This is a genomic window from Lichenibacterium ramalinae, from assembly GCF_004137085.1.
Lineage (GTDB): Bacteria > Pseudomonadota > Alphaproteobacteria > Rhizobiales > Beijerinckiaceae > Lichenihabitans > Lichenihabitans ramalinae.
In genome coordinates this window covers 253,210-278,066 of record NZ_QYBC01000005.1, presented here as the reverse complement: position 1 = coordinate 278,066, position 24,857 = coordinate 253,210, and the positions used below count along the sequence as shown (strand labels likewise).

Genomic DNA, 24,857 nt, shown 5'->3' with positions numbered 1-24,857 from the left:
CATGTTCTCACCCGAGGAATGTGCCGCCTACATCAGACATACAGGGTATGGTTCCAAAAGTGCCTGACAGACTCTAGAATGCGACCGCCTTGACTGGATCCCGATCGCTCCCTGCGCGCTGAACTACCAGCAGCAAGCGCTACCTCCTGCAGCCATAAAGGAACGACTTCGTGACGCAGCACAAAAATAGCTTTGTATCTGACCGCTCCGTTTTCATCGGTGGCCCACCAAAGCTGGTTTTCCTTCTGAATTGTAAGCGTTTCCCACTCTGTATGTGAGATCAGCACCGTCGCTCGATCTTCAGTTGCTCCAAATGCTTTAAGCAGACCAGCGCGTAGGTCATCGATCAGCATCTCCTCAGCCGCTTCCAGAGACATGACCTGAGGATCAGTTACCGGGTCGCGCCAGAGATACCTACCCCACGTTCGGTATCGCTCCCACTCGATGCGGACCCGGTTGAGGTCGCGCCAGGCGTAGAAGAACACCGCCAGCGGAAGCCACCATGTGACGCCTACGGTGATGTCGCCCAGATCTGCGAAGCCGTCGTAGCTGGGCGGCAGCCCGACACTGATGGCCTGATCGTCCGCCTCGCGTGGCGTCATGTTGCCGGTTCGCACAGGCTCTCGAAGGAGTCGAACGCGCTCCGCCACCGTGGCCCCGTGCGGGTCACCCTTCGGTGCCATCACTAGCCTCCGTCAGTTCCGCTAGCCGGTCGGCCCACAACACCAGCGCCGCCCGCTTCTCGTCGCGGTAGGCCGCGCGATTGTAGATCCCGGCGACACCGGCCTTCGATCCCGAGATGTGATTCAGCACCGCCTCGACGACGTGCGGCTGGACGCCGAGGTCGCCCATGCGGGTTGCCGCGGTTCTCCGCAGGTCATGCAGCCGCCAGGGCTCCAGCACCGCCTTGGCGCCGCGCTCGGCCTTCCGCACCGCCAGCATGCGGGCATCGAGTTCCGCCTTTGCCTTCGACCAGCCCGAGAACGGCCCTGACCCGGATCCGAACACGAGGTCCCGGCCCTCACGTGCAGGCTGGGCCACGAGCACCGCCATGGCGGCCGGTGGGAGCATCAACTCGTGGGGACGACCATTCTTGGTCCTGTCCCCCGGAACCGTCCAGGTGGACCCATGCAGCTCGGACCAAGCCATGCTGCCGACCTCGTCGCGTCGCGCCGCCGTGAGAGTGAGGAGTTTGACGATGAGCCCGAAGTCCCCTGCCCCGGCATGCTGCCAGACGAGCGCAACCTCGTCGTCGGTCAGGACACGGTCTCGCTTCACCTCCTCCGTAGGAAGGTGCGTGCCGGCTACCGGGTTGTCGTCGACGAAGCCCTCGCCGATTGACCAGTTGAAGAGAGCCGACAGCGCGGCTCGAGCCCGGTTTGCGGCGAACGGGCCATTGTCGCGGGCGATCTCCGCCAACCGCTTCGCGACGAGAGCGCGCTTGATCGACGCCAGCGGGCGCTCGCCCAGCGGCTTCCAATGCCGCCGGAGATGCCGCTCGACCTCGGCGAGGCTTCCCGGCTTCAGCCGCTTCGAAGCGTACCTAGCGAGGTAGTCCTCGACCGTGAGCGTCAGGGTGATAGCGGCCTGGGCTTTGGCCTCCTCGGTCTCGAGCGCGGGGTCGGTGCCGAGGTGCACCTTGGCGAGGGCGGCCTTGGCTTTCCGCCGCGCCTCCTCAGCATCGATTTGATCGGCCGTGCCGATCTTGAGCCGCCGCTGTTTCTGCCCCAACCGGTACTGGACGAACCACGTCCGCCGGCCGCCAGGGTGCATGCGCAGGCCGAAGCCAGCGAGGTCCTCGTCATAGAGGACGTGCTCGGTCTTGCCGGCCGGGAACACGAACCGCGCGAGGTTGGCCTTGGTGAGCTTCATCCCAAACCGGAAGCAAATCGGAAGCAACAGTGCGCCGCTTCGTGCTTCCAAATGCTCACAAAAATCTGAGGGTGTCACGAGAAAAGCGAGGAAAATCAGTTCTTTTGCTGATGTCTGCTGCCTCATGCTCACTCGACGCACCAGACTACGAATCTGGGGGTCAGGAGTTCGAATCTCTTCGACCGCGCCATAACGACAGATCTTTCCCCGACTTTCGGTCCTGCCCCGCTCCTGAGACTTCTTTCCCGCTTCGGCCGGAGAGCCGCGCGGGTCCGGATCGCGGGCGCAGGTTGCATTGCGATCCACCCAGGTTAGAGTATCGTCCCATTCGGTTGTGTCCGCCTGCAGGACGGCCATACCTTCCGTGAAGGACGGGCCGGGCGCTGCAGACCCTGCGATCCAGAACCCGTCGTGCCGCGTCGGTGCCTGGGAATGGCGGTCCCACCACGGGGCGGCTGGGATTGGTGACGCATCATGACACCTGAAGCGATGATGCCCTTCGCCGGCGACATGGCGCCCTTCACCCGGGACTTCACCCGCATCATGGAGGCGCAGGGCCTCACCGGCGCCTGGATCTGGACCTTCCGCCCGGACCACCACGCTTGGTCGCCGAACCTGTTCCGCATGTGCGGACTGCCCGCCGGCGTCGCTCCGAGCTACGACCTGCTGCTGAACCTCGCCCATCCCGACGACCGCCCGGGGCTCGAAACCCACGCCGACATCGTCCAGGGCGGCCAGCTGCGGCAACAGACGTTCAGGATCATCCGTCCCGATGGGACGATGCGGATCCTGTCGAGCCGCGGCGAGGTCTACTTCACCCCCGAAGGCCGCCCGCAATCGGCCGCCGCCATGCTGGTCGACGTCACCCAGCAGGAGCAGACCGCGCGGGCCCAGGCCGAGGAGCGCCGCCGTCGGCGCGCCCTGTTCGACTACGCCCAGACCTGGATCAACACCGCCGCCCACACGGCTTCGGCGCGCTCGGGCTCCGACGAGATCCTGAGCCTGACCGGATGCACCCAGGCGGAGTTCCAGGACGACTGCCTCAGCGTCGTGGTCGCCGAGGAGCGATCGCGCGTGCTCGACACCGTCCGGGACGGCCTGCGCGGCCAGGAGCCCTTCGCCATCGCCAAGCGGCTGGTGCTGGCCGATGGCGGCAGCGGGGATTTCCGCTTCGTCTACGTCCCGATCAAGAGCGACCGCGGCGAGGTCCAGGGGTGGGCCACCCTGGCGTCCCGCCTCGAAGGCCCGGCGCTCCGGCCCGAGGGCGACCTGAAGCGCGGGTTGGAGGAGGGCATCAAGGGCAACCACATCCGCGGCGCGCGCGCCCTGCTGGATTGGTCCATGTCGGACCTGGCCAGGGCCAGCAAGCTGTCGCTCTCGACCATCCGGCGTCTCGAGGAGGACGGCCTGGGCGAGGCGGCGCGGAGCCTGCCGCGGGCCCTGGCGGCCCTGCGGGCGGGCGGCATCGTCTTCCTGCTCGTCGAGGGCAGCGGCATCGCCATCGCCAAACGCTGATGCGAGCGACGGACGCGGTGGCGAAACCTTCCGCCTTCGCGTCCGTAGCTGAATGCGAGACGGCGGCAGACGACCGTCGCGCCGGCTCGGGAGACCGCGACATCGCCGTGCCCAACACGATGTCGCGGTCGTCCTCGGACAGGCCCGGGCGGATCTTGCCGGCCCGCGCCGCGTTCCGGTCCCGGGACGAGCCCGGGAGCATCGACATGGCGGACTATATTCTGGCGGTGGGGACCCAGGACCCGCACGGCTTCGCGGCCCCGGACGAGGCCGAGGCCGTGCGCTACGCCGTGGGCTTCCTGGAACAGGTGCACGCCGAAACGTTGCGCGACCGTCCGCAGGACGTCGTCACGCTGATGGGTGCCTCCGGGCTGGTGACGCGCCCCAGCGAGCGGATCGACGAATTCGTTCAGCGCCTGCCGGGGGACCATCCCGGCATCGATCCCGACAGGTTCCAGCCCGGCGACGCCAACACGCCGGACTGCAACGGGGATTGACCGACGGCGGGCCTCGCGCGCGCTGGACGTCGGCCTGGAACGGCGACGCGCCCGGCGCTTTGAAGCTGGCGTGTTTCGCGCCGGCGTGACATGCGGACGGGGTCCGCACGAGAGAAGGTCGACAGAATGGATGCGCTGAAGGCAGCCCTGCTGGGGCTAGTGGTCATGGTGGCGGCCGGGGCCGCCGCCGCCGAGGATGCGCCGCCGGTCGGCGACGTCGGCATGGGCGAGAAGGTCTTCACGAAATGCCGGTCCTGCCACCAGATCGGCGAGGGCGCCCATACGGCCGTCGGTCCCGAGCTCAACGGGCTGATCGGCCGCCACGCCGGCAGCCTGCCGGGCTACAATTATTCGGAGGCGATGAAGACCTCCGGCCTGGTCTGGGACGAGGCGACGTTCAAGGACTACATCAGGGACCCCAAGGCCAAGGTCCCCGGGACCAAGATGGCCTTCGCGGGCCTGTCGCGTCAGAGCGACATCGACAACGTCACGGCCTACCTGAAGTCCTTCGGCGCCGATGGCAAGAAGCTGCCCTGACGGAGAGGGACCGGCGCGACCGGCTTCGGCACGGCGGGGGAGCGGGTCGTCCGCTGTCCCCGCCAGGCGGGCCGCTGTCCCCGCCGGTCCCTCGCGTTCGGGCCGCCCCGTCAAGCCGCCTGGGCAGGGGCGTCGCTGTCCCGGCTGATGACGCGGTCGCCGATGCCGCCGGCGGCCGCGATGGCGTTCCACGCCGCCTCCGAGATGTCGAACAGCCCGGCATAGGTCATCGCCTTGCCGATCTTCCGAGGGGTGCCGATCATGTCGGCGGGGCATTGCGCCGCCCGAAAGATCCGCACCATGCGGGCGTCGAACACCGAGACGACGAAGCTCAGGCCCACCATGAGCCCCACCTCGACGATGCCGCACAGGAGTTCGGTCGTGACCCGGTTCAGCTTGCGGGACGTGACCTCGGCGGCCCTGTCGGGGTCGAGCGAGAAGCGCGAGCTTTCCCAGATCGTGGCGCTCTCCACCATGTCGCCGGGCTCGAGAAGGCTCGGAAAGACGTCGCGCAGCATGTTCGGCCCCGTCGTCGGCAGCAGCCGCAGCGATCCCTGCACGCGCCCCCGGCCATCGACGGACAGGAGGTAGAGGGGGTTGGCGGCGTCGAACCGGTCCCGCTCGCGGTCGTCCTCGACCTCGACGTCCCAGCCCAGGCGATCGCGGAACACTTTCGCCCGGATGACATGCATCTCGTCCATCCATTGCCGATACTGCCCGGCATCCGCCCCATTCACCAAATATATCATCGTAACCTCCGTGATAAGATCACGGAGGTGAAACTGCTTTACGCTACGTAAGTATTATATACGGCAGATCTGCCGGATTTACATTCCTCCGGAGATGATATTGAGGCTCACGGCTTTGGCGACCGCGTGGGTTATATTGACGGCGTCGAGTTTATGGCGCGCCAACTCCAAGTAGAAGCGGGCCGTCCGGTGGCCCACGCCGAGGATCTGCGCGACCTCCTGCACGGTCTTGCCCATCGCGGTCCATTTCAGGCAATCGATCTCGCGCGGCGCCAGATGGATCTGCTGTTCCGAGATGTTCTCGACGCGCAGCACCATGCGGTGGATGTGGTAGGCGATGACCTGGAAGTCCCGCATGTACAGGATCTTCTTCCTGTTCCACTCCGGGTCGGCATCGTCGGACGTGATGGTCAGGAGGGCCTGCTCGCCGAACCGGCCCCGGACCGGAAGCGTGATGCCCTGGCGGCCGACGCCGAACTCCCGCGATTCGCCGAACAGGGATCGCACCGGTCGCTTCGACAGGTCGAAGTCGCCCCAGTCGACCGGCAGGATCGACCCGAATCCCTGGAGCAGCACCGGGTCGCACCGGACGAAGTTGCGCTTCTTGTAGTGGTCCACCCACTCCATCGAATAGGTGACGTAGATCTGTGGGTCGAGATGGTTCCGATGCGGGAGGTTGACCACCATATAGGCGGCATTCTTGAGGCCGTAGGCCGCCACCATGCCCTGCAGCAGGGTGTAGACTTCCTCCTTTGTCCCGACTTGGGCTGCCTGCTCGATCGTCTCGAGAAACAGGGCATCCATCGGTCGGTCGCTGAAGAACATGGTGATCGCTCCCCTCCGTCATCACGAGGGGGTCTATCATAGGATGCGGAGACCGCCCATGTCAGGTCGGCCTCGGCCGGCCCGTCCGCAGGCTTCCGCGCTGCCTCCGCGCCTACCAGGCGAGGTCCGGCATGGCGAAGGCGGGCCGGTGCGGGGCGGCGGCGAGGAAGCGGCCCAGGGCGGCGGGGTCGAGCGTGCCGTCCCCCGGTCCCGTGTCGTCGCGGTGGATGCCGTTGGTGACGAAGAGGCAGTCGAGGCCCTGGCCGACGGCGCCCGCCACATCGGTCCGCATGCCGTCCCCGACCGTCAGCACGCGCCGGGGATCGACGTCGCGGCCGCGGCTCCGGGCGGCGAGGGACAGGGCGAGGTCGTAGATCGGGGCGTGCGGCTTGCCGGCATAGAGCACCGTGCCGCCCAGCGCCTCGTAGCGCTCCGCCAGCGCGCCGGCGCAGAAGATCAGCTGGTCCCCCACGTGCACCACGACGTCCGGGTTGGCGCAGATCATCTCGACCCCACGCTCGCGCATGGAGGCATAGGTGGCCTCGTAATGGTCGGGCGTCTCGGACCGGTCGTCGAAGAGGCCGGAACAGATGACGTGGGCGGCCTCGTCGAGGGCGCCGAGCGCGGGCCGGCGCCCGGTCCTGGCCTGGACCTCGTCCATCAGGGCGCGGTCGCGCTCGGGCCCGATGTGGTAGAACGGCCCCTCCCCCCGTGCCGCGATCAGCGCCACCGTGCTGTCCCCCGACGTGACGATGTCGTCGTAGGCGTCGCGCGGCACGCCGAAAGCGTCGAGTTGCTCGCGGATGGGGGCATTGGGCCGCGGGGCGTTGGTGATGAGCACCACGGTGCCGCCGCCCTGGCGGAAGCGCGCCAGCGCCTCGGCCGGCCCCGGGAAGGCGCGCTTGCCGTCGTGCAGCACGCCCCAGACGTCCGACAGGACGACGTCGTAGCGGTCGGCGACCTCGCGGAGGCCGGACAGGATGGGCGTGGAAGCTTGAGTCATGCCCCGGGGCTTAAACCCGGAGCCCGGCGTGTCAAGGCGGGGCGGGCGGGCCGTCGGCCGCCTCTGGCCCTTCGGCATCGGATGCCTGCTGCGCCGCGAAGGCTTCGCGCTCGACGTCGATGAAGGCCGCGATCATCGGACGGTAGGCGGCTTCGGCGATGCGTGGCGCGAGGCCCATCCGCGTGGCGAGGGATCGCACATTCGCGATGACCTCCTCGACGCGATGAGGCGCCGCGACGCCGGCGGTGGTGGTCTTGAACCGCGCCGCCCGCTTCACCTCGGTGCCCCGCTCGGCCATCAACCGAACGATGTCGCGGTCGATGCTGTCGATGGCGTCGCGCACCTCTCGGAGGGAACGAGCGCCTGGCAGACCGTCAGCGCGCGGGACCGCGGGTTCCGGAGCGACGCGCGACACCCGCCCGTCGCCGGACGGCTTCGCCCAGGCGAACAGGCCCAGCGCCTCGTAGATTTCCCCTTTGGTGTCGCGCGTCACCGCATCGGCTCGCGCGGTCCCGTCGCGCAGGATGTCCCTGAGCGTGTCCGGACGCCGCAGTATCTCGGCCCGACGCTCGCGGATCGGCCCGATGACGTCCTGCAGCACGGTCGTCAGATGCCGCTTCAGGGCGACGTCGCCCAAGCCACCGCGCCGGTACTGTGCCTTGAGGTCGGCGACCGCATCGCCGTCACGGTCGAACGCGTCGAGGTAGGCGAAGACGACATTGCCCTCGACGCGGTCGGGATCAGCGGCCCTGAGGTGGCCGGGGTCGGTATACATGGCGGCGACCGCCGCCGTGATCTCGGTGTCCGAGGCCGACAGCGTGATGGCATTGCCGCGCGACTTGCCCATCTTGCCACGGCCGTCCGGGCTCGGCAGCCGTCCGGTCTCGGTGAGCAGGGTCCGCGCCTCGGGCAGAATGGCTCGGCCGACCTGACGGTTGAGACGCCGAACGATCTCGTTGGACTGCTCGACCATCGGCGCCTGGTCGTCGCCGACAGGGACCAACTCGGCCTTGAATGCCGTGATGTCGGCGGCCTGCGCGGCTGGGTAACACAGAAACCCCGCCGGGCTGTCCCGCCCGAAGCCACGCACCCGGATCTCCTCCTTCACGGTGGGATTGCGTTAGAGGCGGGCGACGGAAACGAAGTTGAGGTACAGCCCCGTCAATTGCGCCAGGGCTGGAAGCGCGGACTGCACGCAGATCACCGACGCCACCGGATCGATGCCGACGGCGAGATAGTCGGCCGCGACATCAAGTACGTGGCGGGCGACCCTGCCGGGATCGGCGGCGTTGTCGGTCAGCACCTGGGCGTCGGCGAGCAGCAGAAATTGCCGGTGCGTATGCTGCAGGGCGACGCGGTTCCGCAGAGACCCCGCGAGATGCCCGAGATGCAGCGGGCCGGTGGTACGATCGCCCGACAGGACGACGGGTGTCTGGGACGGCGACATGAAGGCTCTCCGAGGATTGAGCCGCCGTCGAGCCGAGCCTTGGATGTGACGTGAACCGTGCTCGCCTCGGACGGCGGCAGCGGTCGCATGAACGACGGGCCGCTCCCTAAAGGGAGCGCCACCAGCACGATTTGACGTCGGGAAGTGCCGCGTTCATGGGACACCATGGTACCCGCCACGATAGAAGTTGCAAGGTCCAACGGCTCTCCGATGGGGCTCCGCATGCGGGCTGGTGCGAGGTTGCCGGGACACCCCTTCTTTCGCCGGCGCGAGACGGCGTCATCGGCGTGCGTACAGCGCTCGGGCGCCTCGCGTCGGCGGGTGAGGGACGATCGCGCAGGCTTGACCGACCTACGGGCCAAACGTACCCTGTGCTGGTGCATTTCACGTGGGACGAGGCTAAACGCGAAGCCAACCTGCGCAAGCATGGGTTGGACTTCGCCGACTTCGGAGCGTCTTTCGACCGTGCGACGGCCCTGGCGATCCCCACGCGCGCGAGTGCGACTGGCCGGTATCGCGACATGCTGATCGGACGGTGGGAGCACAGCCTCGTCGTGGTGGTGGTCGTATCGCCCCTCGGCCGCGAAGCCTTGTCCCTGGTGAGCATCCGCCCGGCCCGTCGACAGGAGCGCGACCTCTATGCCCAGTTCAAAGCGCCCGGCCCGCTACGTTCCGAGCCCGCATTACACGCGAGAGGACTGGGACGACGTGGGCGACAGCCCCGAACTGAGCCAAGCTGATTTCGCGCGTGCTCGGCCCCTCGCCGAGGCCATGCCGGATCTCCACGCCGCGCTGGAGCGGCCCTACTCCGGAGCACCCAGGATCGAACCCGAGAGCCCGCTCGCGCTCTTCGTCAAGCGCGTCCGCGCGGCGCGGGGCCTGACCCAGCGGGAGTTCGCCGACACCTACGCCATCGCGCTCGGCCGCCTGCGGGATTGGGAGCAAGGCCGTTTCAAGCCGGATGCCATGACGATCTCCTACCTTTCCGTCATCGAGCACGAGCCGGCGGCCGTGGCCCGCGCCAGGGACCGGCACAAAGCCGCCTGAACGACGCGGTGGCGTTCGGAGCCGCCGGCCCGCACGGGCGGTGCCGCCTCTGGCCCGCGGCGGGCCGGCACCCTATAAGCCTCGGAGATCGTCCCGATCCACCGTCTTCATCAAAGGTGTCCCATGACCATCTCGCCCATCAAGCCGCTGTTCACCGCCAAGTCCGTCTCCACCGGAGGCCGCAACGGCACCAGCAAGGCCGAGGACGGCACCGTTTCGGTGACGCTGTCGGTTCCCAAGGAGATGGGCGGCCCCGGCAAGCCCGGCACCACCACGCCCGAGCACCTCTTCGCCACCGGCTATGCGGCCTGCTTCGGCGGCGCGCTCGATTTCGCCGCCAAGCAGCACAAGAAGGACGCGACGGGGGCCGAGATCACCTGCGCGGTGTCGGTCGGCCCGCGCGATGCCGGCGGCTTCGGCATCGCCGTCAAGATGACGGTGACCGACAAGGCCATGCCCACCGCCGAACTCAAGGAGCTGGTGCAAGAGGCGCACGAGAAGATCTGCCCCTATTCGCACGCGACGCGCGACAACGTGCAGGTCGAGTTCGACGTCCAGGGCGCCTGAAGCGGCCGGGGAGGCGGGGGCATGCGCCCGTTTCCCTCCGCGGCCGTCCTGATCTAAGGTCGGCCGGGCGGCGCGGTCCCACGCGGGGGCCGCGCATCCCGTCCTCCAGCGAGCCTCGCCCATGCCGTCATCCGCCGCAGCCGCCCTGGGTTCCCCGACGTCCCAGACCGAGATCCCCAACGATCTCGAAGCCTTCTGGATGCCGTTCACGCCGAACCGCTCGTTCAAGAAGAACCCCCGCATGATCACGCGGGCCAAGGACATGTTCTACTACACGCCCGAGGGGCGCGCCGTGATGGACGGCACCGCCGGCCTCTGGTGCACCAACGCGGGCCACAACCGCGAGCCGATCGTCGCCGCCATTCAGGCGCAGGCCGCCGAGCTCGACTACGCGCCGGCGTTCCAGTTCGGCCACCCCAAGGCCTTCTCGGTCGCGTCGCGCATCGCCGCCCTGGCGCCCGGCGACCTCGACCACGTGTTCTTCGCCAATTCGGGCTCGGAGGCCGTCGACACGGCCCTCAAGATCGCCATCGCCTACAACAACGTCCGCGGCCAAGGCACCCGCACCCGGCTCATCGGGCGCGAGCGCGGCTACCACGGCGTCGGCTTCGGCGGCATCTCGGTCGGCGGCATCGTGTCGAACCGCAAGCAGTTCGGCACGCTGCTGGCGGGCGTCGACCACCTGCCCCACACCTACAGCCGCGAGCACCAGGCGTTCACGGTGGGCGAGCCCGAATGGGGCGCGCATCTCGCCGACGAACTCGAGCGCATCGTGACGCTGCACGACGCCTCGACGGTGGCGGCCGTGATCGTTGAACCCATGGCGGGCTCGACGGGCGTGCTGCCGCCGCCGAAGGGCTACCTGCAGCGCCTGCGCGCCATCTGCGACAAGCACGGCATCCTGCTCATCTTCGACGAGGTCATCTCGGGCTTCGGCCGCCTCGGCTTCGCCTTCGCGGCCGAGCGCTACGGCGTCGTGCCCGACATGATCTGCTTCGCCAAGGGCGTCACCTCGGGCGCCGTGCCGATGGGCGGCGTCGTGGTGCGCAAACCCGTCTACGACGCCTTCATGCACGGGCCCGAACACGTCATCGAGCTGTTCCACGGCTACACCTATTCGGCCCACCCGCTCGCCTGCGCGGCCTCGCTGGCGGCGCTCGACGTCTACCGCGACGAGGACCTGTTCGGCCACGCCCGGCGCATGGAGCCGGTCTGGGCCGAGGCCATCCACGGTCTGCGCGGCCTGCCAAACGTGCTCGACATCCGCACGGTCGGGCTCGTGGCGGCGATCGACCTCGCGTCCCGGCCCGACGCCGTCGGCGCCCGCGCCTACGAGGCCATGGATCGCGCCTTCCGCGAGGCCGACCTCATGATCCGCATCACGGGCGACACGATCGCGCTGACGCCGCCGCTGATCATTTCCGAAACGCAGATCGGCGAGGTCGCCGACAAGCTGCGCAAGCTGCTGTCGACCCTGCACTGAGCCTTCGTGGGTGACGGCCCCGCTCCCCGAAGGCTTCGGGGAGTGCTCCGCCACAGGTCCGGTCCCGCCACCCCCACCGAGCCCGCGACCGGTCCCCCTCCTCCATCCCCCCGCCGGCGGGGGATCCCTGCCCCGTCGCTCCCCGCTTGCGGGGGGCGTTCGCCGGGCGTAGCCAGGGCGGACCAGGGGACCCCGGCCCCCGTTCCCGATCCCGAGCACCATGACCGATCTCACCAGACCCCGCCTGCCGCGCGGCCTCGCCGACCGCGGCCCGGCCGACCTCGCCGCCACGGACCGCATCATGCGGTCGATCCGCGCCACCTACGAGCGCTACGGCTTCGAGGCGGTGGAGACCCCGCTGATCGAATATACGGATGCGCTCGGCAAGTTCCTGCCCGACCAGGACCGCCCCAACGCCGGCGTCTTCTCGTTCAAGGACGACGACGACCAGTGGCTGTCGCTCCGCTACGACCTCACCGCCCCCCTCGCCCGCTCCTTCGCGGAGCGGTTCGACAGCCTGCCCAAGCCCTACCGCTCCTATCGGGCCGGGCCCGTGTTCCGCAACGAGAAACCGGGTCCCGGCCGCTTCCGCCAGTTCATCCAGTTCGACGCCGACACGGTGGGGTCGAAGTCCATCGCGGCCGATGCCGAGATCTGCATGATGGCGGCCGACGCCCTCGAGGACCTCGGCATCGCACGGGGCGACTACGTGATCCGCGTCAACGACCGCAAGGTGCTCGACGGCGTGCTGGAATCGGCCGGCCTGTCGGGCGAGGCGAATGCGGGGCGGCGGCTCACCGTGCTGCGCGCCATGGACAAGTTCGACAAGTTCGGCACCGAAGGGGTGAGGCTCCTGCTCGGGCGCGGCCGCCGGGACGAATCCGGCGACTTCACCAAGGGCGCCGAACTCGGCGAGGCCGAGATCGACCGGGTGATGGGCGTGCTCGATGCCAAGGCGGGCGACAATGCCGCCACCTGCGACCGGCTCGACGCCGAGTTCGCCTCCACGCCGCGCGGCGCCGAGGGCGCCGGCGAATTGCGGGAGATCGCCGCCCTGGTGGCGGCGGCCGGCTATGCCGACCGGGTCGTGATCGACCCGTCGGTGGTGCGCGGGCTCGAATATTACACCGGGCCGGTCTTCGAGGCCGAGCTGACCTTCACGGTGACGGGGGAGGACGGGCAGCCGATCCGCTTCGGCTCGGTCGGCGGCGGCGGCCGCTACGACGGCCTCGTGGCGCGGTTCCGCGGCGAACCCGTGCCGGCGACGGGCTTCTCGGTCGGCGTGTCGCGGCTGGCGGCCGCGCTGCGCGCCATCGGCAGCCCCATCCTGGGCGCCGAACGGCCGCGCGGGCCGGTCGTGGTGCTGGTGATGGACCGCGGCCCGGAGGACATGGCGCGCGTCATGCGGCTCGTCGCGACCCTGCGTACGGGCGGCATCGCGGCCGAGCTCTACCTCGGCGACGCCGGCATGAACGCCCAGCTGAAATATGCCGACCGGCGCCATTCCGCCTGCGCCGTCATCCAGGGCTCGAACGAGCGCGATGCCGCCGGCGGGCCGGTGGTGATGATCCGCGACCTCGTGCTCGGCGCCGAGCTCGCCAAGGGCTCCAAGGACCGCGCCGATTACCTCGAGCTCCGCCAGAAGGCGCAGTTCCCGGTACCGGAGGCCGGGTTGGTGGATGCCGTGCGCGAAGTCCTGGCCCGGCATTGACGCGGTCGCCGGGGCGAGCCACGGCCGGCGGCGGGGCGACGGGCGCGGCGGCCCGCCTCCCCACGGTCGGTCGGCTCAGCCGAGGTGGAACACCACCTTGGTGCAGCCGTCCTTCTTGTCCTTGAAGGTCTGGTAGAGGTCCGGCCCGTCTTCCAGCTTGGTGCTGCGATGGCTGATGAGGCCGGTCATGTCGACCTTCTTCTCCTGGATCAGCTTGGTCAGCGGCTCGAGGTAGCGCTTCACGTGGGTCTGGCCGGAGCGCAGCGTCAGGCCCTTCTGCACGATGCTGCCCATGTTGACCGACTCCGGCCCGCCGTAGACGCCCGGCACCGAGACGACCCCGCAGCCGCGGACCGCCCTGATGGCCTGGTCGAGAGCCGTGGTGCGCTCCGCCGGCAGCAGCTTCTCCTTCACGGCATCCACCATGCCGGCGAGGCCGTGGCCGCCGCTGGCCTCCATGCCGACGCAGTCGATGACGCTGTCGGCGCCCTTGCCCTTCGAGATCTCCTTGATGCGCTCGTAGACGTCTTCCTTGGCGAAATCGATGATGTCGGTGGCGCCGGCCTTGCGGGCCAGCGCGATGCGCTCCGGCACGGTCTCGATGGCGATGATGCGCTCGGCTCCCATCACCTTGGCGGATTGGATGGCGAAATAGCCCACCGGTCCCACGCCCCAGATGGCGGTGATGTCGCCGGGTCGGATCTCGGCATGTTCGGCGCCCTGGTAGCCCGTGGGGAAGACGTCGGTGAGGAACAGCACCTCCTCGTCGGTCATGCCCTCCGGCACCAGCATGGGCGCCACGTCGGCCATGGGCACCCGCACGTACTCGGCCTGGCCGCCGGCATAGCCGCCGGTGAGGTGCGAATAGCCGAACAGGCCCGCCGTCGTGTAGCCGAACTGCGCCGCCGCCATCTCGGCATTGCGGTTCGAACGCTCGCACACCGACCAGTTGCCGCGACGGCACTGGTCGCAGGCGCCGCAGTTGATGTTGAAGGGGACGACGATGCGGTCGCCCTTCTTGAACTTGGTGAAGCCCTGGCCGACCTCGACCACCTCGCCCATGAACTCGTGGCCGAGCACGTCGCCGCTCTTCATGGTGGGCATCAGCCCGTCCATCAGGTGCAGGTCAGAGCCGCAGATCGCGCAGCTCGTCACCTTGATGATCACGTCGCGCGCGTCCTCGATCTTCGGATCGGGGACGGTGTCGCAGCGGATGTCGTTCTTGCCGTGCCAGCACAGCGCTTTCATCGTTTCTCTCCCGTGACGTCGCAGCTCAACGAACCCCGTCGGAGGCGCGTTCCCGTCGTCGTGGCTGGGGGAGAGTGCGATGCCGCGGGCGGGAGCCCGCTTGGCGCTTCGGGCGCTTGGCGCTTGGGGCGCTTGGCGCTTCGGGCGCGTGGCGCTTCGGGCGCTTGGCGCTTCGGGCGCGTGGCGCGTCAGACCTGCATGCCGAGCGCCTGGAGGTAGAGTTCCAGGATCTCCTCCTCCTCGCGGCGCTTGTCCTGGTCCTGCTTGCGGATGGAGACGATCTTGCGGATGATCTTCACGTCGTAGCCGGTGCCCTTGGCCTCGGAATAGACGTCCTTGATCTCGTCCGACACGGTCTTCTTGTCCTCCTCCAGGCGCTCGATGCGCTCGATGAAGGCCATCAGGTGGCCGGCCTCGATGGCGTTGGTGCTCATCCGTTCATCCGTGGGTCTTCGGTCCTGGGGCCGCGGGCGCGGCGCATCCGCCGCCTTATCGGGCGTTCAGGTTGGAATAGCCTTAACGGAGCCGGAAGGCGACCGCGCCCCGCCCGGGATCACCGACTGATCCAGGTCGTGCCCTCGATGACGCGGAAGGAGATGCCGCCGGTCTGCAGCGCGCGCCGCACGGCTTCGGACTTGCTGGCGCGGGTGTTGCCCTCGCTGCCGTCCTCCATGCGCTTGATGGTGGAGACCGAGACGCCCGACACCGAGGCGAGCTGGGCCAGCGACCAGTCGAGGAGGCCGCGCGCGCCGCGGATATGCGCGCCCGTCAGGGCCGGCACCTCGTCGGTGTCGGGATCGCCGATGACCGGACGGTAATCCCCGTCGATCGGCAGCAGCACGCCCTGCCATTCGCGGATGGCCCCGGACGCGTCGCGCACCGGGGCGCTGCGGGCATTGTACCAGCGGTACTCGCCCGCCTGGGTGAGGATGCGATAGTCGATGTTGTAGACGCCCCCCTGCGCCACCGCGGCGCGGTAGGAGGCGCGCACCCGGTCACGGTCGTTCGGGTGCACGGCATCGAGCCAGCCCTCGCCGGCGCAGCTGTCCGACCCCATGCCGGTGAGCTCGCACCAGGCAGTGTGGTCGATGGACTGGCCCGACAGGTCGGCGATCCAGCTGAGGGCCGAGGTGGCCTCGATCAGCGCCATGTGGCGACCGTGGTTGAACTCGACGGCCCGCTGCGCTTCGCGCCGCTCCGTGATGTCCGACAGGATGCCGATGAAGCGCACGGGGCGCCCGTCGTCGCCCAGCACGACGTCGATGCGCGACGACACCCAGCGGATCGTGCCGTCCGGACGCACGATGCGGAACTCGCGCCGCAGCGGCTGGCCGGTGTTGATCAGCCCGACCTGGTCGATCTGGAAGGGGCGGTCCTGCGGGTGGATCCGGTTCAGCAGGTTCTCATGCGTGCGGATGGCAGTCAGCGGCACACCCGAGATGCGGGCCGCCCCAGGCGACACGGAGAAGCGATCGGTCGCCAGATCGTGCCACCAGAACCCGATCTTTCCCTGTTCCTCCATGAGCCGCAGGATGGAGGAGAGCGACAGGCCCGGAACCTCGCCGAAACCATCCGCCGCCGTGTCGGATACAGGCAGCAGGGCCGACCAATTCAGCTCCTCGGCGGCGAGCGCCGAAACATCCGTTGCGTCCATGTCCGTCATTCTTTGTTTCTTCATCGGCATCTCGCGATACCCGCTCCTCGGCCCTTGCAGACGATCAGTCGATGACGACGCAGCAAGTTAGCTCTTCCGTGACGAAAAGCCTACGGAACAGTGGAGGAAAAAGGCCCCGACGCGACCATCCGGCCTGCGTCGAGCAGGTTGTGCTCAGGCGCTCCCCACGAGGACACGAACTGAGCATTTTTTATCCTCTTCTGGATTAGATATGGCCATAGAAGAACCCCAGCTTCAGCTCCGTTCATGATGAATCCCGGCTTCGCGCGGCCGCCGGGACGCCTCGGCGACCGAGCGGCACCGCGGGCCCGGACGCGGCCTCGATCGGGCCCTGGGCCGCGTGCGACCCGGATCCGCTCGTCGAGGACACCCTGGCGGCGGGATGCCGCAATGGCTTGACCGGCATGAAAGACAGAACCCGGGCCGGACCGCGCTCGCAAAGGCATGCAACAGCCTTGCGACACTTCCCCGCACGCTCACCGGGGGTTGATGGGGAGCGGAGCGGTCCCGGGCCAGACCGGAGGGCCGTGCCTGGCGCATCACGGCAGGGGCGGCGGGGGAAAGGCCAGGACGGCACCCGTATAGGTTTCCACCAGGGCGCTGAAGGGCGTGCCGTCGGGCAGCACCAGCACGGCCCGATGCCGCAGCACCTGCGCCGGGATGGCGAGGGCGCCCGGCCCCGCGGGCGGGAGCACGGCGCCGGTCTCCCATCCTGGCGGCAACGGATGCCACAACAGCTCCGCCGACAGCGTGCGCCGCTGGAACGCCAGGGCCGCGACGGCGCGACCGAAGGCCGTGTCGGTGGTGTCGAGCACCCGGTTCATCTCGGGCGTGAGCCGGGCCGGCCGGTACCAGTTGTCCGCCTCCGACAGCACGCGGTCGCCGCAGGACAGGCGCACGTGGCGGTGGCGGACGGGCTCGCCGGCGTCGACGCCGAGCAGCCGTCTCACGGCATCGTCCGCCGGCCCCTCGGCGTCGCGCAGCCGCGCAGCCGTGACGCGGGCCGGCGCGGCGAGGCCGTGGGCCCCGCACCAGCGCTCCAGCGTGAGCGTGGCGCTGTCGTGGCCGAGCAGGTCGGCGTTCAGCGTTTCGAGCAGCGCCAGGGCCGCCAACCGGCTCCTCGCGTCGTCCGGCCACGGCGGCGGCAAGGCCGGCGCCGCCGAGGCGGCACCCGGCGAAGCGCCCAGAATGACGGCGCCCAGGACGATGGCGCCCAGCACCAGGATGCCCAGCAGCGTGGCGGCGGGAAGCGAGGCCCCGGGAAGCGCCGCGCCGAAGCGGGATCGCGATATCGGCACGGTCGGTCTCCTGTGGTCGATCACCGCCGCGGCGTGGGTCGCATGTCCCGGCCCCGGCGTCGAGTCCGGCCGGGGGCCGGCGTTGACGGCACAGGGTGCCGCGACCATGTTCCTGCCCTTGAGGCCCGGCCTGCCCCGCCGCCGCCCGCCGCCGCCCTGCCGGACCGCGGGGTTCGAGGAGGAAACGCCATGTCGCTCGCGCCGCTCAGCCCGGACGCCCCGCAGGCCGCCCCGCAGGAGACTGCGACCGCGCCTCGCCAGGGCCGTGGGCGCGTCTACGATTCCATCACCGACACGATCGGCCACACGCCCCTGGTGCGGCTGCGGCGCCTCGGCGCCGAGAAGGGCTGCAAGGCCGAGATCCTCGCCAAGCTCGAGTTCTTCAATCCCCTGTCGAGCGTCAAGGACCGCATCGGCGTCAACATGATCGACAGCCTGGAGAAGGCCGGCAGGATCACGCCCGGCCGCAGCACGCTGATCGAGCCGACCTCCGGCAACACCGGCATCGGCCTCGCCTTCGTGGCGGCGGCGCGCGGCTACAGGCTGATGCTGGTGATGCCCGAGTCCATGTCGGTCGAGCGGCGCAAGATGCTGCTGCTGCTCGGGGCCGAACTCGTCCTCACGCCGGCCGCCCAGGGCATGAAGGGCGCCATCGCCAAGGCGGTGGAACTCGTCGAGACGACGCCCGGCGCCGTCATGCCCCAACAGTTCGACAACCCCGCCAACCCCGAGATCCACCGCAACACCACGGCGGAGGAGATCTGGACCGACACGGAGGGCAGGATCGACGTCTTCGTGGCGGGCGTCGGCACCGGAGGTACCATCACGGGCGTCGGCCAGGTGTTGAAGCCGCGGCGCCCGGGGCTCAGGATCGTGGCGGTCGAGCCCGAGGACTCGCCGGTCCTGTCGGGTGGCCAGCCCGGCCCGCACAAGCTCCAGGGCATCGGCGCCGGATTCGTGCCGGGCGTGCTGGCGCGCGGCCTGATCGACGAAGTCGTGACGGTCGGCAACCAGGCCTCGTTCGACATGGCCCGGCTGGTGGCGCGGCTGGAAGGGATCCCCATCGGCATCTCTTCGGGCAGCGCGGTCGCGGCGGCCGTGGAGGTCGCGTCGCGCCCCGAGATGGCCGGGAAGACGCTGGTGGTCATCATCCCGTCCTTCGCCGAGCGCTACCTGTCGACCGCCCTGTTCGACGGCCTGTGACCGGGCCGTCGGCCTCCCGGCTCAGCCCGCGTCGGCCAAGACAGCAGGGCTGACAGCAGGGCTGACGGCGGCGGGAACGCTGGGGACCGCCTCGCCGGCGCGGGGCGCGGCGTCCCAGCGTGCCAGGAGCGCCTTCGCGCTCGCCAGCGCCTGCCCCACCACCTGGTCCATGTTGTAGTAGCGGTAGGTGGCGAGCCGCCCGACGAAGCTGACGTCGTGCCGCGCCCGCGCCAGGGCCTCGTATTGCTTGAACAGCGCCTGGTTCTCGGGCCGGGGGATCGGGTAATAAGGGTCCCCGGCGGCGCGCGGATATTCGTAGGTCAGCGACGTCTTGGGATGGCTCTGGCCGGTGAGGTACTTGTATTCGGTGATGCGGGTGAACGGGACCGCCTCGTCGGGATAGTTCACGGTGCCGACCGGCTGGAAGCGCTCCTGGTCGAGCGTCACGTGCCGGAACTCCAGGCTGCGGTAGGGCAGCGGCCCGAACCGGTGGCCAAAGAACTCGTCGATCGCGCCGGTGAAGACCGTGTGGTCGAACACCTCGTCGGCCACCACGTCGCGATAGTCGACGCCCGTCTCGACCGTGATGGCGGGATGGTCGAGCATGCGCTCGAACATGGCCGTGTAGCCGTCGCGCGGCATGGCCTGGAACGTGTCGGTGAAGTAGCGGTCGTCCGTGTCGCTGCGGGCCGGCACGCGGGCCGCCACGGATTTGTCGAGCGAGGACGGGTCGAGCCCCCACTGCTTGCGGGTGTAGCCGCGGAAGAACCGCTCGTAGAGGTCGCGGCCGACGCTCGCCACCACGACGTCCTCCGACGTCCGGACGGGCGAGATCGGCTCCGCCACCGAGGCCAGATAGGCCGCGGCTTCGGCGTCGGAGGCGAGCGACAGGCCGTAGAGCGCGTTGAGCGTGGAGCGGTTGATCGGCATGGGCACGTCGATGTCGTGTCCGTCCGCCGCCCGCCGCGCCCGCGCCAGGACCCGGTGCTCGTAGGGGCGCCAGGCCGTGAACCGCGACAGGTAGTCGGCCACGGCCGTGGAATTGGTATGGAAGATGTGAGGCCCGTAGCGGTGGATCAGCAGCCCCGCCGCGTCGAGGTGGTCGTGGGCATTGCCCGCCACATGGGGCCGGCGGTCGACCACCAGCACGCGGCGTCCCCCGCGAGCGGCGATCTGTTCGGCCATGACGGCGCCGGCGAAGCCGGCTCCCACCACCAGCACGTCGGCCGCCCTGGCGCCGCGGTTCAGCGCCGGCATGGCGATGCCGTTGGGCAGCCCGGGCCCCGGACGGGGCGCGGCCGGCCGACGCGGAGGCGCGGCGTCGACGATGCGGGCCATGGACTCGAAGGTCGCCTGCCAGGAGACGGAGGCGAGGCGGGCCGCGACGGCATCGGCGAAGCGCTCCGGCGTCGCGGCGAGCGCCAGGGCCGCGTCGCAGGCCGCCACGAACGCTCCCGCCGTGTCGGCGATGAGCACGGCCGGAAGGTCGGAATAGTGCCGCACGACGTCGACCACCGGGGTCGACACCACGACGCGCCCGCCCGCCAGGTATTCCAGCGTCTTGGTGGGGGAGATGAAGCGCGTCGCCGCATTGATGGCGAAGGGCATCAGCGCCACGTCCCAGCCCGCCAGGTAGGACGGCAGTTCCGCATAGCTCCGCCCGCCGAGCCAGTGGATGTTGGGGCGCCGCGGCAGGGCGTCGGGGTCGATCTTCACCACCGGCCCCACCATCACGAGCTGCCAGTCCGGCCGGGCCGCCGCGAGCGCGTCGATGAGGGCGAGGTCCATCCGCTCGTCGACGACGCCGTAGAAGCCGAGGCGGGGATGCGGCAGGTGCCGCTGGTCCTCCGGCTCGGGCCGGCCGCCGGCGGCCGCGGGGGCGAAATGCGCCGCGTCGACGCTCGACGGGAAGGGGTGGATATTGGCGTGAAGGCCGCGCTTGGCCTCGTAGATGGCGTGGCCGCCGGTGAAGACCACGTCGGCTCGGGCCAGCAGCGCCGCCTCGAGGCGCGGCAGTTCGGGCGGGGCGAAGTCGAAGCCGGACAGTTCGTCCATGCAGTCGTAGACGACCGTGGCGCCGGCCACATGCGCGGCGAAGCCCCACATCATCGGCGTGTAGAACCAGAGGGTCGGGTGGCGCGCGCCGCTGTCGGCGAGCAGCCCGTCCAGCATGGCGCGGAGCGCGGGTTCGCGGTCCTCCGGCGGGAGGTCGCCGGACAGGTGCGGCGTCGCCACCGTAACGCCGCTCACCGGATCCCGGCTGCGGACGAGGCGGGTGCCGCCCCCGTCGAAGACGGGCTCCTCGAAGATCACCACGGGGCCGCGCCCGGCGAAGCGCGTCATGAGATGCTGGGGACGTTGAAAGACGAAGTTCCACCGCAGGTGGCTGAAGCAGACGAGGAGGTCGTTCCGGGAACCCGAGACGGGAGGGGTGGTGTCGCGCTTGAGACTGGGTTCGGAGACGGAATCCAACGGGTCAGCCTTGTGGCGGGAGGGAGGTCGCGCCCGCGCGGAAGTCGGGCGGACCGAGCCGCAACGATCCCGTCCGGTGTCATGTTCCGAAGCGAGCCGTCGTCGTGCCGCAAAGACGCCGGACCGGGCCCGGCGCGAAGCCCGCGCGATGCCGCGCGCCCGGATGCCGCGGCGCCTTGTGGCCGCGGCGCTCCGAGGCCGCGGCGCCTGGCGCGCTTCCGTTTCGGCGGGCTCGCTCCGGTTCCGGATCGACCGGGGCGGGCTGCCGCCGACAGCGACCGGGTCGGCACGCGATCCTGTTCACGGGTCCTCCGTGGCGGCGAAGCGTCGGCGCCGTCAAGGGTCGATGAGCAGCGCTTCGACGCCGAGTTCGGCCAGAACGGCGCGGAACTCGGCCTGGGTCAGCGACACCGTGGCGGTGTTGCGGAGCGGATGGGAGGTGATGCGCTCGGCGTCCCACAGCGACCGCTCCAGGACGAACCGCACCGCACGGGCCTCGTCCTTCACCAGGCTGAGGAACCCGACCGCGCCGGGGCGGGTGCCGAGATGCTCCATCAGCCGTTCGGGGCTGGCGAAGGACAGGCGCTTGGCGCCGAGCCGGGGCGCCAGGGCCTTCATGTCGACGCGGGTCTCGGCGCCGAGCGTCACGAGATAGAGCCGCGGGCCGTCCTTGAGGAACAGGTTCTTGGTCTGCGCGCCCGGCAGCGCCTCCCAGTGCGGTCTCGCCTCCTCGACCGTGTGGACCGGCGGGTGTTCGACGCGCAGCGGCGCCAGCCCGAGCCGGGCGAACAGCCCCGTCACCGCTTCGTCGTCGCCCGTCATCCCGCCTCCATGGCTCCGTCCCGGCCCGCTGCGGCTTAACCGGAGCCCTGCCCGGCGTAAAGCCGGGCCGGATCTTTACCCGGTCTTCACCACGACGGACGGTCGCGCGGTCGCGGAAGGGAAGCGGCAAGCGGGGCCGCGCCAGGGTGGACCCGAGCGGTGCCGCCCCCCTCGGGCGGAAAGGCGGAGCCACATGATCGACGTCAACCTCATCGGGGCACCGGCCTTCGCCGTGAAGGTGGTGGGGGACGGTTTCGCCTATGCGGGCGTGAACCGGCGCATGACCGACCTCGTCGGGCTGCGCCCGGAAGACGTCGTCGGCCAAAGCCCGCAGCGGTGCTGGCCGCCCGAGATGGCCCGGGCCATCGTGGCGCGCTACCGGCATTGCGTGACGACCCGGCAGGCCCTGGCCTCCGAAGCCCATTACGACCTGCCGGGCGGGGGCCGCTGGTGGCATGTGACGATGACGCCCGTCTTCGCGCCCGATGGGCAGGTCTCCGCCCTGGTGGGCCTCGCCGCCGACGTCAGCGACCGCAAGGCGGCGGAGCGCGAACGCCGCGAGTCTGACGCCCGCATGGCATTGGCCATGGACGTGCTCGACGGCGGCTTCTGGCACCTCGACCTCGCGTCGCGGCTCGTCGAGATCAGCCCGAAGCTGTCGGGGCTGATGGCGGGGCGGCCCGAGCCCCGCATGGGCTGGGACGATTTCACGGCCGCCATCCACCCCGAAGACCGCGACGCCCTCGACGTGTCGGCCCTGGCGCGGGGCGAATGCGAGGACGCCACCATGGAGTTCCGCGCCGGCGCCGGCCCGGCCGACGGCATGCGCTGGTTCCGCTCGCGCTGCCGGGTGATGCGCTGCCCGGCTGGCCGGCCCCGGCAGATCGTCGGCGTGGTCCGGGACATCACCGACCAGAGGCGCCTGCAGGACCTTTACGAGCGGCAGGCCCGCACCGACGCCCTGACGGGCCTCGCCAACCGGCGCGGGTTCGAGGGCAGTGCGGGTCGGTTCCTGCGCGGGGACCGCGCCGCGCAGGCGCGCTTCGGGCTGGTCCTGCTCGACCTCGACCGGTTCAAGCCCATCAACGACCGCTACGGCCACGCCGTCGGCGACGCCGTGCTGCGTGAGATCGCCAGGCGGCTCGGCGCCCTTGTCCGCCCCGAGGACGTCGTGGCCCGGATCGGCGGGGACGAATTCGCCATCCTGGTGGCCGACGTCGCCGGGGATGCCCTGCCGGCGCTGGCGGAGCGCCTCGTCCGCGCCGCCGACGCGCCCGTATCGACGCCGGTCGGCGACCTGTCGGTCGGCTTCAGCATCGGGGTGGCGACCTCGACGATGGCCGACGCGGCGATCGGCGACCTGTCGGATCGGGCCGACCGCGCGCTCTACGAGGTCAAGCTGTCGGGCCGCGGCACTTGGCGGCTGGCGGCCTGAACGGTTCTTGCCGGCTGCCGCCCGAACAGCCCCTGCGGCTGCCGCCCGAACGGCATTCGGCGGCGTCAGTCCTGCGGCATGGCCTCGTTGAGGCGGTCGAAGTTCTTCGTCACGACCGCGACGTTGTCGGGATACTGCAGCTTCGGGATGGTCGCCAAGGCGGCCGTCAGCTGGTCCACCGTGTCCTTCTTGTCCTTGGCGGGGATCTGCTTGTCGGCCTGGACCTCGCCGATCTGCTTCTTGATGACGGCCTCGGGGCCGATATACTGCTTGGTGGCGGGGTCGATGCCGGCCATGACGATACCGATGTTGGTTTCCGTCGCGTCGTACTGCTTGTAGTCGTCGAACTTGTACTTCTTGGCGACGGCATCCAGCTTGGCCAGCGTGGCCGGGTCGGGCTGGTCGACGCCCTCCGGCATGGCGTCGAGGGCGGCGTCCACGTCCTTCTTGGCCGCGATGAACTGGTCCACCAGCGCGGGCGTGAGCGGGATCTGCTTCACGTCGGCGGCATTGCCGGCCGCCGCGGCGGCGGGGCTCTGCGGAGCCGCGGCGGGCGCCTGCGGGGCGGCGGCGGCCGGCGGGGTCTGGGCGAAGGCGCCCGAGGCCGCCGGGACGCCGGCCGCGAGGCCGAGAAGCAGGAGGGCGGGTTTCGTGATGGCGCGCATGACGTGTCCTTCCGATGGCTGGCAACCCCGGCGCTCGGCGCCCGGGGCTTCGGGACGGCCGCGTCGTCCCCCGGGCCACAACGTCTGCCGTGCCGCCGGGATCCTCGCCGGACCGCGGCTGCACCGTCCGGGCCGGAACCCCGGCGCGCCGGCGATACTGCGGGCCGGCAGCGGCGCGGCCGTCGCATCGCAATAGAGGTCCGGTCCAGGCCGTCGCGAAACCTCGGTAGAACCAGGGTTTACCCCGGCTTTTCAACACAGCGACGACTTGACAGGCCCCGGCAAAAGGCTCCAGCTTAGCGAAGATCGGCAGAATTGGCGCATGTTGGCTTTCAAGTCGTGCGGCGAGGTCGATCGACGGCGGTCGGTGGCCCTCATGTCTTCGAGCGTGGGCGCTTCCGCACGGGATCGACGTCGGGGGGCACGGTCCTCCTTCACCGCCGGACGACGGGCGCCGCGACAGCCGCGGGGCTCGACACAGGAGGACGCGCGATGAGTTTCAGTTCCAAGCCCCCTGCGGATGCCCGGGCCCGGGCGGAGTCCAAGTTCCACCTCGCCGAGCGCCGCAAGAGCGAAGCCGACCAGGCGTTGACCGAAGCCCGCGCCGCCAAGACCGCCGAGAGCCAGAAGACCGCGCGCCTGAAAGCGCTGCGCCTCGCCAAGGAGGAGGCCGACCGCGCCGCCGCCGCAGCCGCGCCGCCCCCCGCCAAGGCCCCGGCCAAACGCAAGCTCCGCGTCGCCGCCACGGCCTGAAGGCCGCCCGAAGGCTCCTCGAGGCCCGCGCCT

General features: G+C 70.0%; 24 protein-coding genes and 1 pseudogene. 11 read left to right on the top strand and 14 right to left on the bottom strand.

Features of this window, described 5'->3' with window-relative positions:
- Window positions 1-32 precede the first annotated feature (32 nt).
- Both D3272_RS08160 and D3272_RS08155 read right to left on the bottom strand, forming a co-directional pair.
- Window positions 33-602 carry a hypothetical protein gene (locus tag D3272_RS08160; protein ID WP_129218648.1) on the bottom strand — a complete coding sequence of 190 codons (570 nt, stop codon included), beginning with the start codon at window positions 600-602 and terminating at the stop codon, window positions 33-35.
- Window positions 603-666: 64 nt separating this feature from the next.
- The gene (locus D3272_RS08155) at window positions 667-1,998 is read right to left on the bottom strand and encodes a tyrosine-type recombinase/integrase (RefSeq protein ID WP_245496437.1); all 1,332 of its coding nucleotides are present in this window, start codon (window positions 1,996-1,998) and stop codon (window positions 667-669) included.
- Window positions 1,999-2,346: 348 nt separating this feature from the next.
- Here D3272_RS08155 and D3272_RS08145 point away from each other — a divergent pair, with 348 nt between their 5' ends.
- From D3272_RS08145 to D3272_RS08135, 3 genes are all read left to right on the top strand, one after another.
- Window positions 2,347-3,387, top strand: coding sequence for a PAS domain-containing protein (locus D3272_RS08145; RefSeq protein ID WP_129218647.1), 1,041 nt, complete (start codon window positions 2,347-2,349; stop codon window positions 3,385-3,387).
- Window positions 3,388-3,593: 206 nt separating this feature from the next.
- Entirely contained in the window at window positions 3,594-3,884 is a 291-nt protein-coding gene (locus D3272_RS08140) for a hypothetical protein (RefSeq protein WP_129218646.1), read from the top strand.
- 126 nt (window positions 3,885-4,010) lie between these two features.
- A complete protein-coding gene (locus D3272_RS08135) occupies window positions 4,011-4,421 on the top strand; it encodes a c-type cytochrome (protein ID WP_428977966.1) in 411 nt (136 codons plus the stop codon).
- A 110-nt stretch (window positions 4,422-4,531) separates the two neighbouring features.
- On the opposite strand, the gene D3272_RS08130 is transcribed toward D3272_RS08135, so the two are convergent.
- The 5 genes and pseudogenes from D3272_RS08130 to D3272_RS08110 all read right to left on the bottom strand — a co-directional run.
- On the bottom strand, window positions 4,532-5,170 hold the full coding sequence (locus D3272_RS08130) for an acyl-homoserine-lactone synthase (protein WP_129218645.1): 639 nt from the start codon (window positions 5,168-5,170) through the stop codon (window positions 4,532-4,534).
- 78 nt (window positions 5,171-5,248) lie between these two features.
- On the bottom strand, window positions 5,249-5,995 hold the full coding sequence (locus D3272_RS08125) for a LuxR family transcriptional regulator (protein ID WP_129218644.1): 747 nt from the start codon (window positions 5,993-5,995) through the stop codon (window positions 5,249-5,251).
- Window positions 5,996-6,107: 112 nt separating this feature from the next.
- The gene (locus D3272_RS08120) at window positions 6,108-6,998 is read right to left on the bottom strand and encodes a TIGR01459 family HAD-type hydrolase (protein WP_129218643.1); all 891 of its coding nucleotides are present in this window, start codon (window positions 6,996-6,998) and stop codon (window positions 6,108-6,110) included.
- 31 nt (window positions 6,999-7,029) lie between these two features.
- On the bottom strand, window positions 7,030-7,341 hold the full coding sequence (locus tag D3272_RS08115; RefSeq protein WP_281010672.1) for a chorismate mutase: 312 nt from the start codon (window positions 7,339-7,341) through the stop codon (window positions 7,030-7,032).
- A gap of 261 nt (window positions 7,342-7,602) precedes the next feature.
- Window positions 7,603-8,445 (bottom strand): annotated as a pseudogene (locus tag D3272_RS08110) (tryptophan--tRNA ligase); the annotation flags it as partial.
- Between the two features lie 155 nt (window positions 8,446-8,600).
- Between D3272_RS08110 and D3272_RS28290 the strand changes: the two are divergent.
- From D3272_RS28290 to hisS, 5 genes are all read left to right on the top strand, one after another.
- Window positions 8,601-9,185 carry a BrnT family toxin gene (locus D3272_RS28290; RefSeq protein WP_342634169.1) on the top strand — a complete coding sequence of 195 codons (585 nt, stop codon included), beginning with the start codon at window positions 8,601-8,603 and terminating at the stop codon, window positions 9,183-9,185.
- Window positions 9,085-9,492 (top strand): helix-turn-helix domain-containing protein, encoded by a 408-nt coding sequence (locus D3272_RS27660; RefSeq protein WP_207210168.1) that lies wholly within the window; start codon window positions 9,085-9,087, stop codon window positions 9,490-9,492. Before D3272_RS28290 ends, D3272_RS27660 begins: the two co-directional genes overlap by 101 nt.
- Before the next feature lie 123 nt (window positions 9,493-9,615).
- Entirely contained in the window at window positions 9,616-10,059 is a 444-nt protein-coding gene (locus D3272_RS08095; protein WP_129218642.1) for an Ohr family peroxiredoxin, read from the top strand.
- A gap of 121 nt (window positions 10,060-10,180) precedes the next feature.
- Window positions 10,181-11,542, top strand: a complete 1,362-nt coding sequence (aptA, locus tag D3272_RS08090) for an omega-aminotransferase AptA (protein WP_129218641.1) — start codon at window positions 10,181-10,183, stop codon at window positions 11,540-11,542.
- A 220-nt stretch (window positions 11,543-11,762) separates the two neighbouring features.
- Window positions 11,763-13,253 (top strand): histidine--tRNA ligase, encoded by a 1,491-nt coding sequence (gene hisS / locus D3272_RS08085; RefSeq protein ID WP_129218640.1) that lies wholly within the window; start codon window positions 11,763-11,765, stop codon window positions 13,251-13,253.
- Window positions 13,254-13,328: 75 nt separating this feature from the next.
- On the opposite strand, the gene D3272_RS08080 is transcribed toward hisS, so the two are convergent.
- The 4 genes from D3272_RS08080 to D3272_RS08065 all read right to left on the bottom strand — a co-directional run bounded on the left by D3272_RS08080 (window position 13,329) and on the right by D3272_RS08065 (window position 17,378).
- Window positions 13,329-14,501 carry a zinc-dependent alcohol dehydrogenase gene (locus D3272_RS08080; RefSeq protein ID WP_129218639.1) on the bottom strand — a complete coding sequence of 391 codons (1,173 nt, stop codon included), beginning with the start codon at window positions 14,499-14,501 and terminating at the stop codon, window positions 13,329-13,331.
- 188 nt (window positions 14,502-14,689) lie between these two features.
- Window positions 14,690-14,935, bottom strand: coding sequence for a DUF2312 domain-containing protein (locus tag D3272_RS08075; protein ID WP_129218638.1), 246 nt, complete (start codon window positions 14,933-14,935; stop codon window positions 14,690-14,692).
- A 119-nt stretch (window positions 14,936-15,054) separates the two neighbouring features.
- Entirely contained in the window at window positions 15,055-16,155 is a 1,101-nt protein-coding gene (locus D3272_RS08070; RefSeq protein WP_165361271.1) for a PAS domain-containing protein, read from the bottom strand.
- A 560-nt stretch (window positions 16,156-16,715) separates the two neighbouring features.
- Complete coding sequence (locus D3272_RS08065; protein WP_428977969.1) at window positions 16,716-17,378, bottom strand: hypothetical protein; 663 nt, start codon at window positions 17,376-17,378, stop codon at window positions 16,716-16,718.
- Window positions 17,379-17,663: 285 nt separating this feature from the next.
- Between D3272_RS08065 and cysK the strand changes: the two genes are divergently transcribed.
- Window positions 17,664-18,677, top strand: a complete 1,014-nt coding sequence (gene cysK / locus D3272_RS08060) for a cysteine synthase A (protein WP_129218636.1) — start codon at window positions 17,664-17,666, stop codon at window positions 18,675-18,677.
- A gap of 21 nt (window positions 18,678-18,698) precedes the next feature.
- Here the strand turns inward: cysK and glf are convergent, their stop codons facing one another.
- Both glf and D3272_RS08050 read right to left on the bottom strand, forming a co-directional pair.
- A complete protein-coding gene (glf, locus tag D3272_RS08055; protein ID WP_129218671.1) occupies window positions 18,699-21,020 on the bottom strand; it encodes a UDP-galactopyranose mutase in 2,322 nt (773 codons plus the stop codon).
- A 465-nt stretch (window positions 21,021-21,485) separates the two neighbouring features.
- Window positions 21,486-21,971, bottom strand: a complete 486-nt coding sequence (locus D3272_RS08050) for a prolyl-tRNA synthetase associated domain-containing protein (RefSeq protein WP_129218635.1) — start codon at window positions 21,969-21,971, stop codon at window positions 21,486-21,488.
- A gap of 193 nt (window positions 21,972-22,164) precedes the next feature.
- On the opposite strand from D3272_RS08050, the gene D3272_RS08045 reads away from it, so the two are divergent.
- Window positions 22,165-23,406: a sensor domain-containing diguanylate cyclase gene (locus D3272_RS08045; protein WP_129218634.1), complete on the top strand. Its 1,242-nt coding sequence runs from the start codon at window positions 22,165-22,167 to the stop codon at window positions 23,404-23,406.
- Window positions 23,407-23,471: 65 nt separating this feature from the next.
- Here D3272_RS08045 and D3272_RS08040 read toward each other — a convergent pair whose 3' ends face one another.
- Window positions 23,472-24,071: a hypothetical protein gene (locus D3272_RS08040; RefSeq protein ID WP_129218633.1), complete on the bottom strand. Its 600-nt coding sequence runs from the start codon at window positions 24,069-24,071 to the stop codon at window positions 23,472-23,474.
- A gap of 492 nt (window positions 24,072-24,563) precedes the next feature.
- On the opposite strand from D3272_RS08040, the gene D3272_RS08035 reads away from it, so the two are divergent.
- Window positions 24,564-24,824, top strand: coding sequence for a hypothetical protein (locus tag D3272_RS08035; protein WP_129218632.1), 261 nt, complete (start codon window positions 24,564-24,566; stop codon window positions 24,822-24,824).
- Window positions 24,825-24,857: the final 33 nt, after the last annotated feature.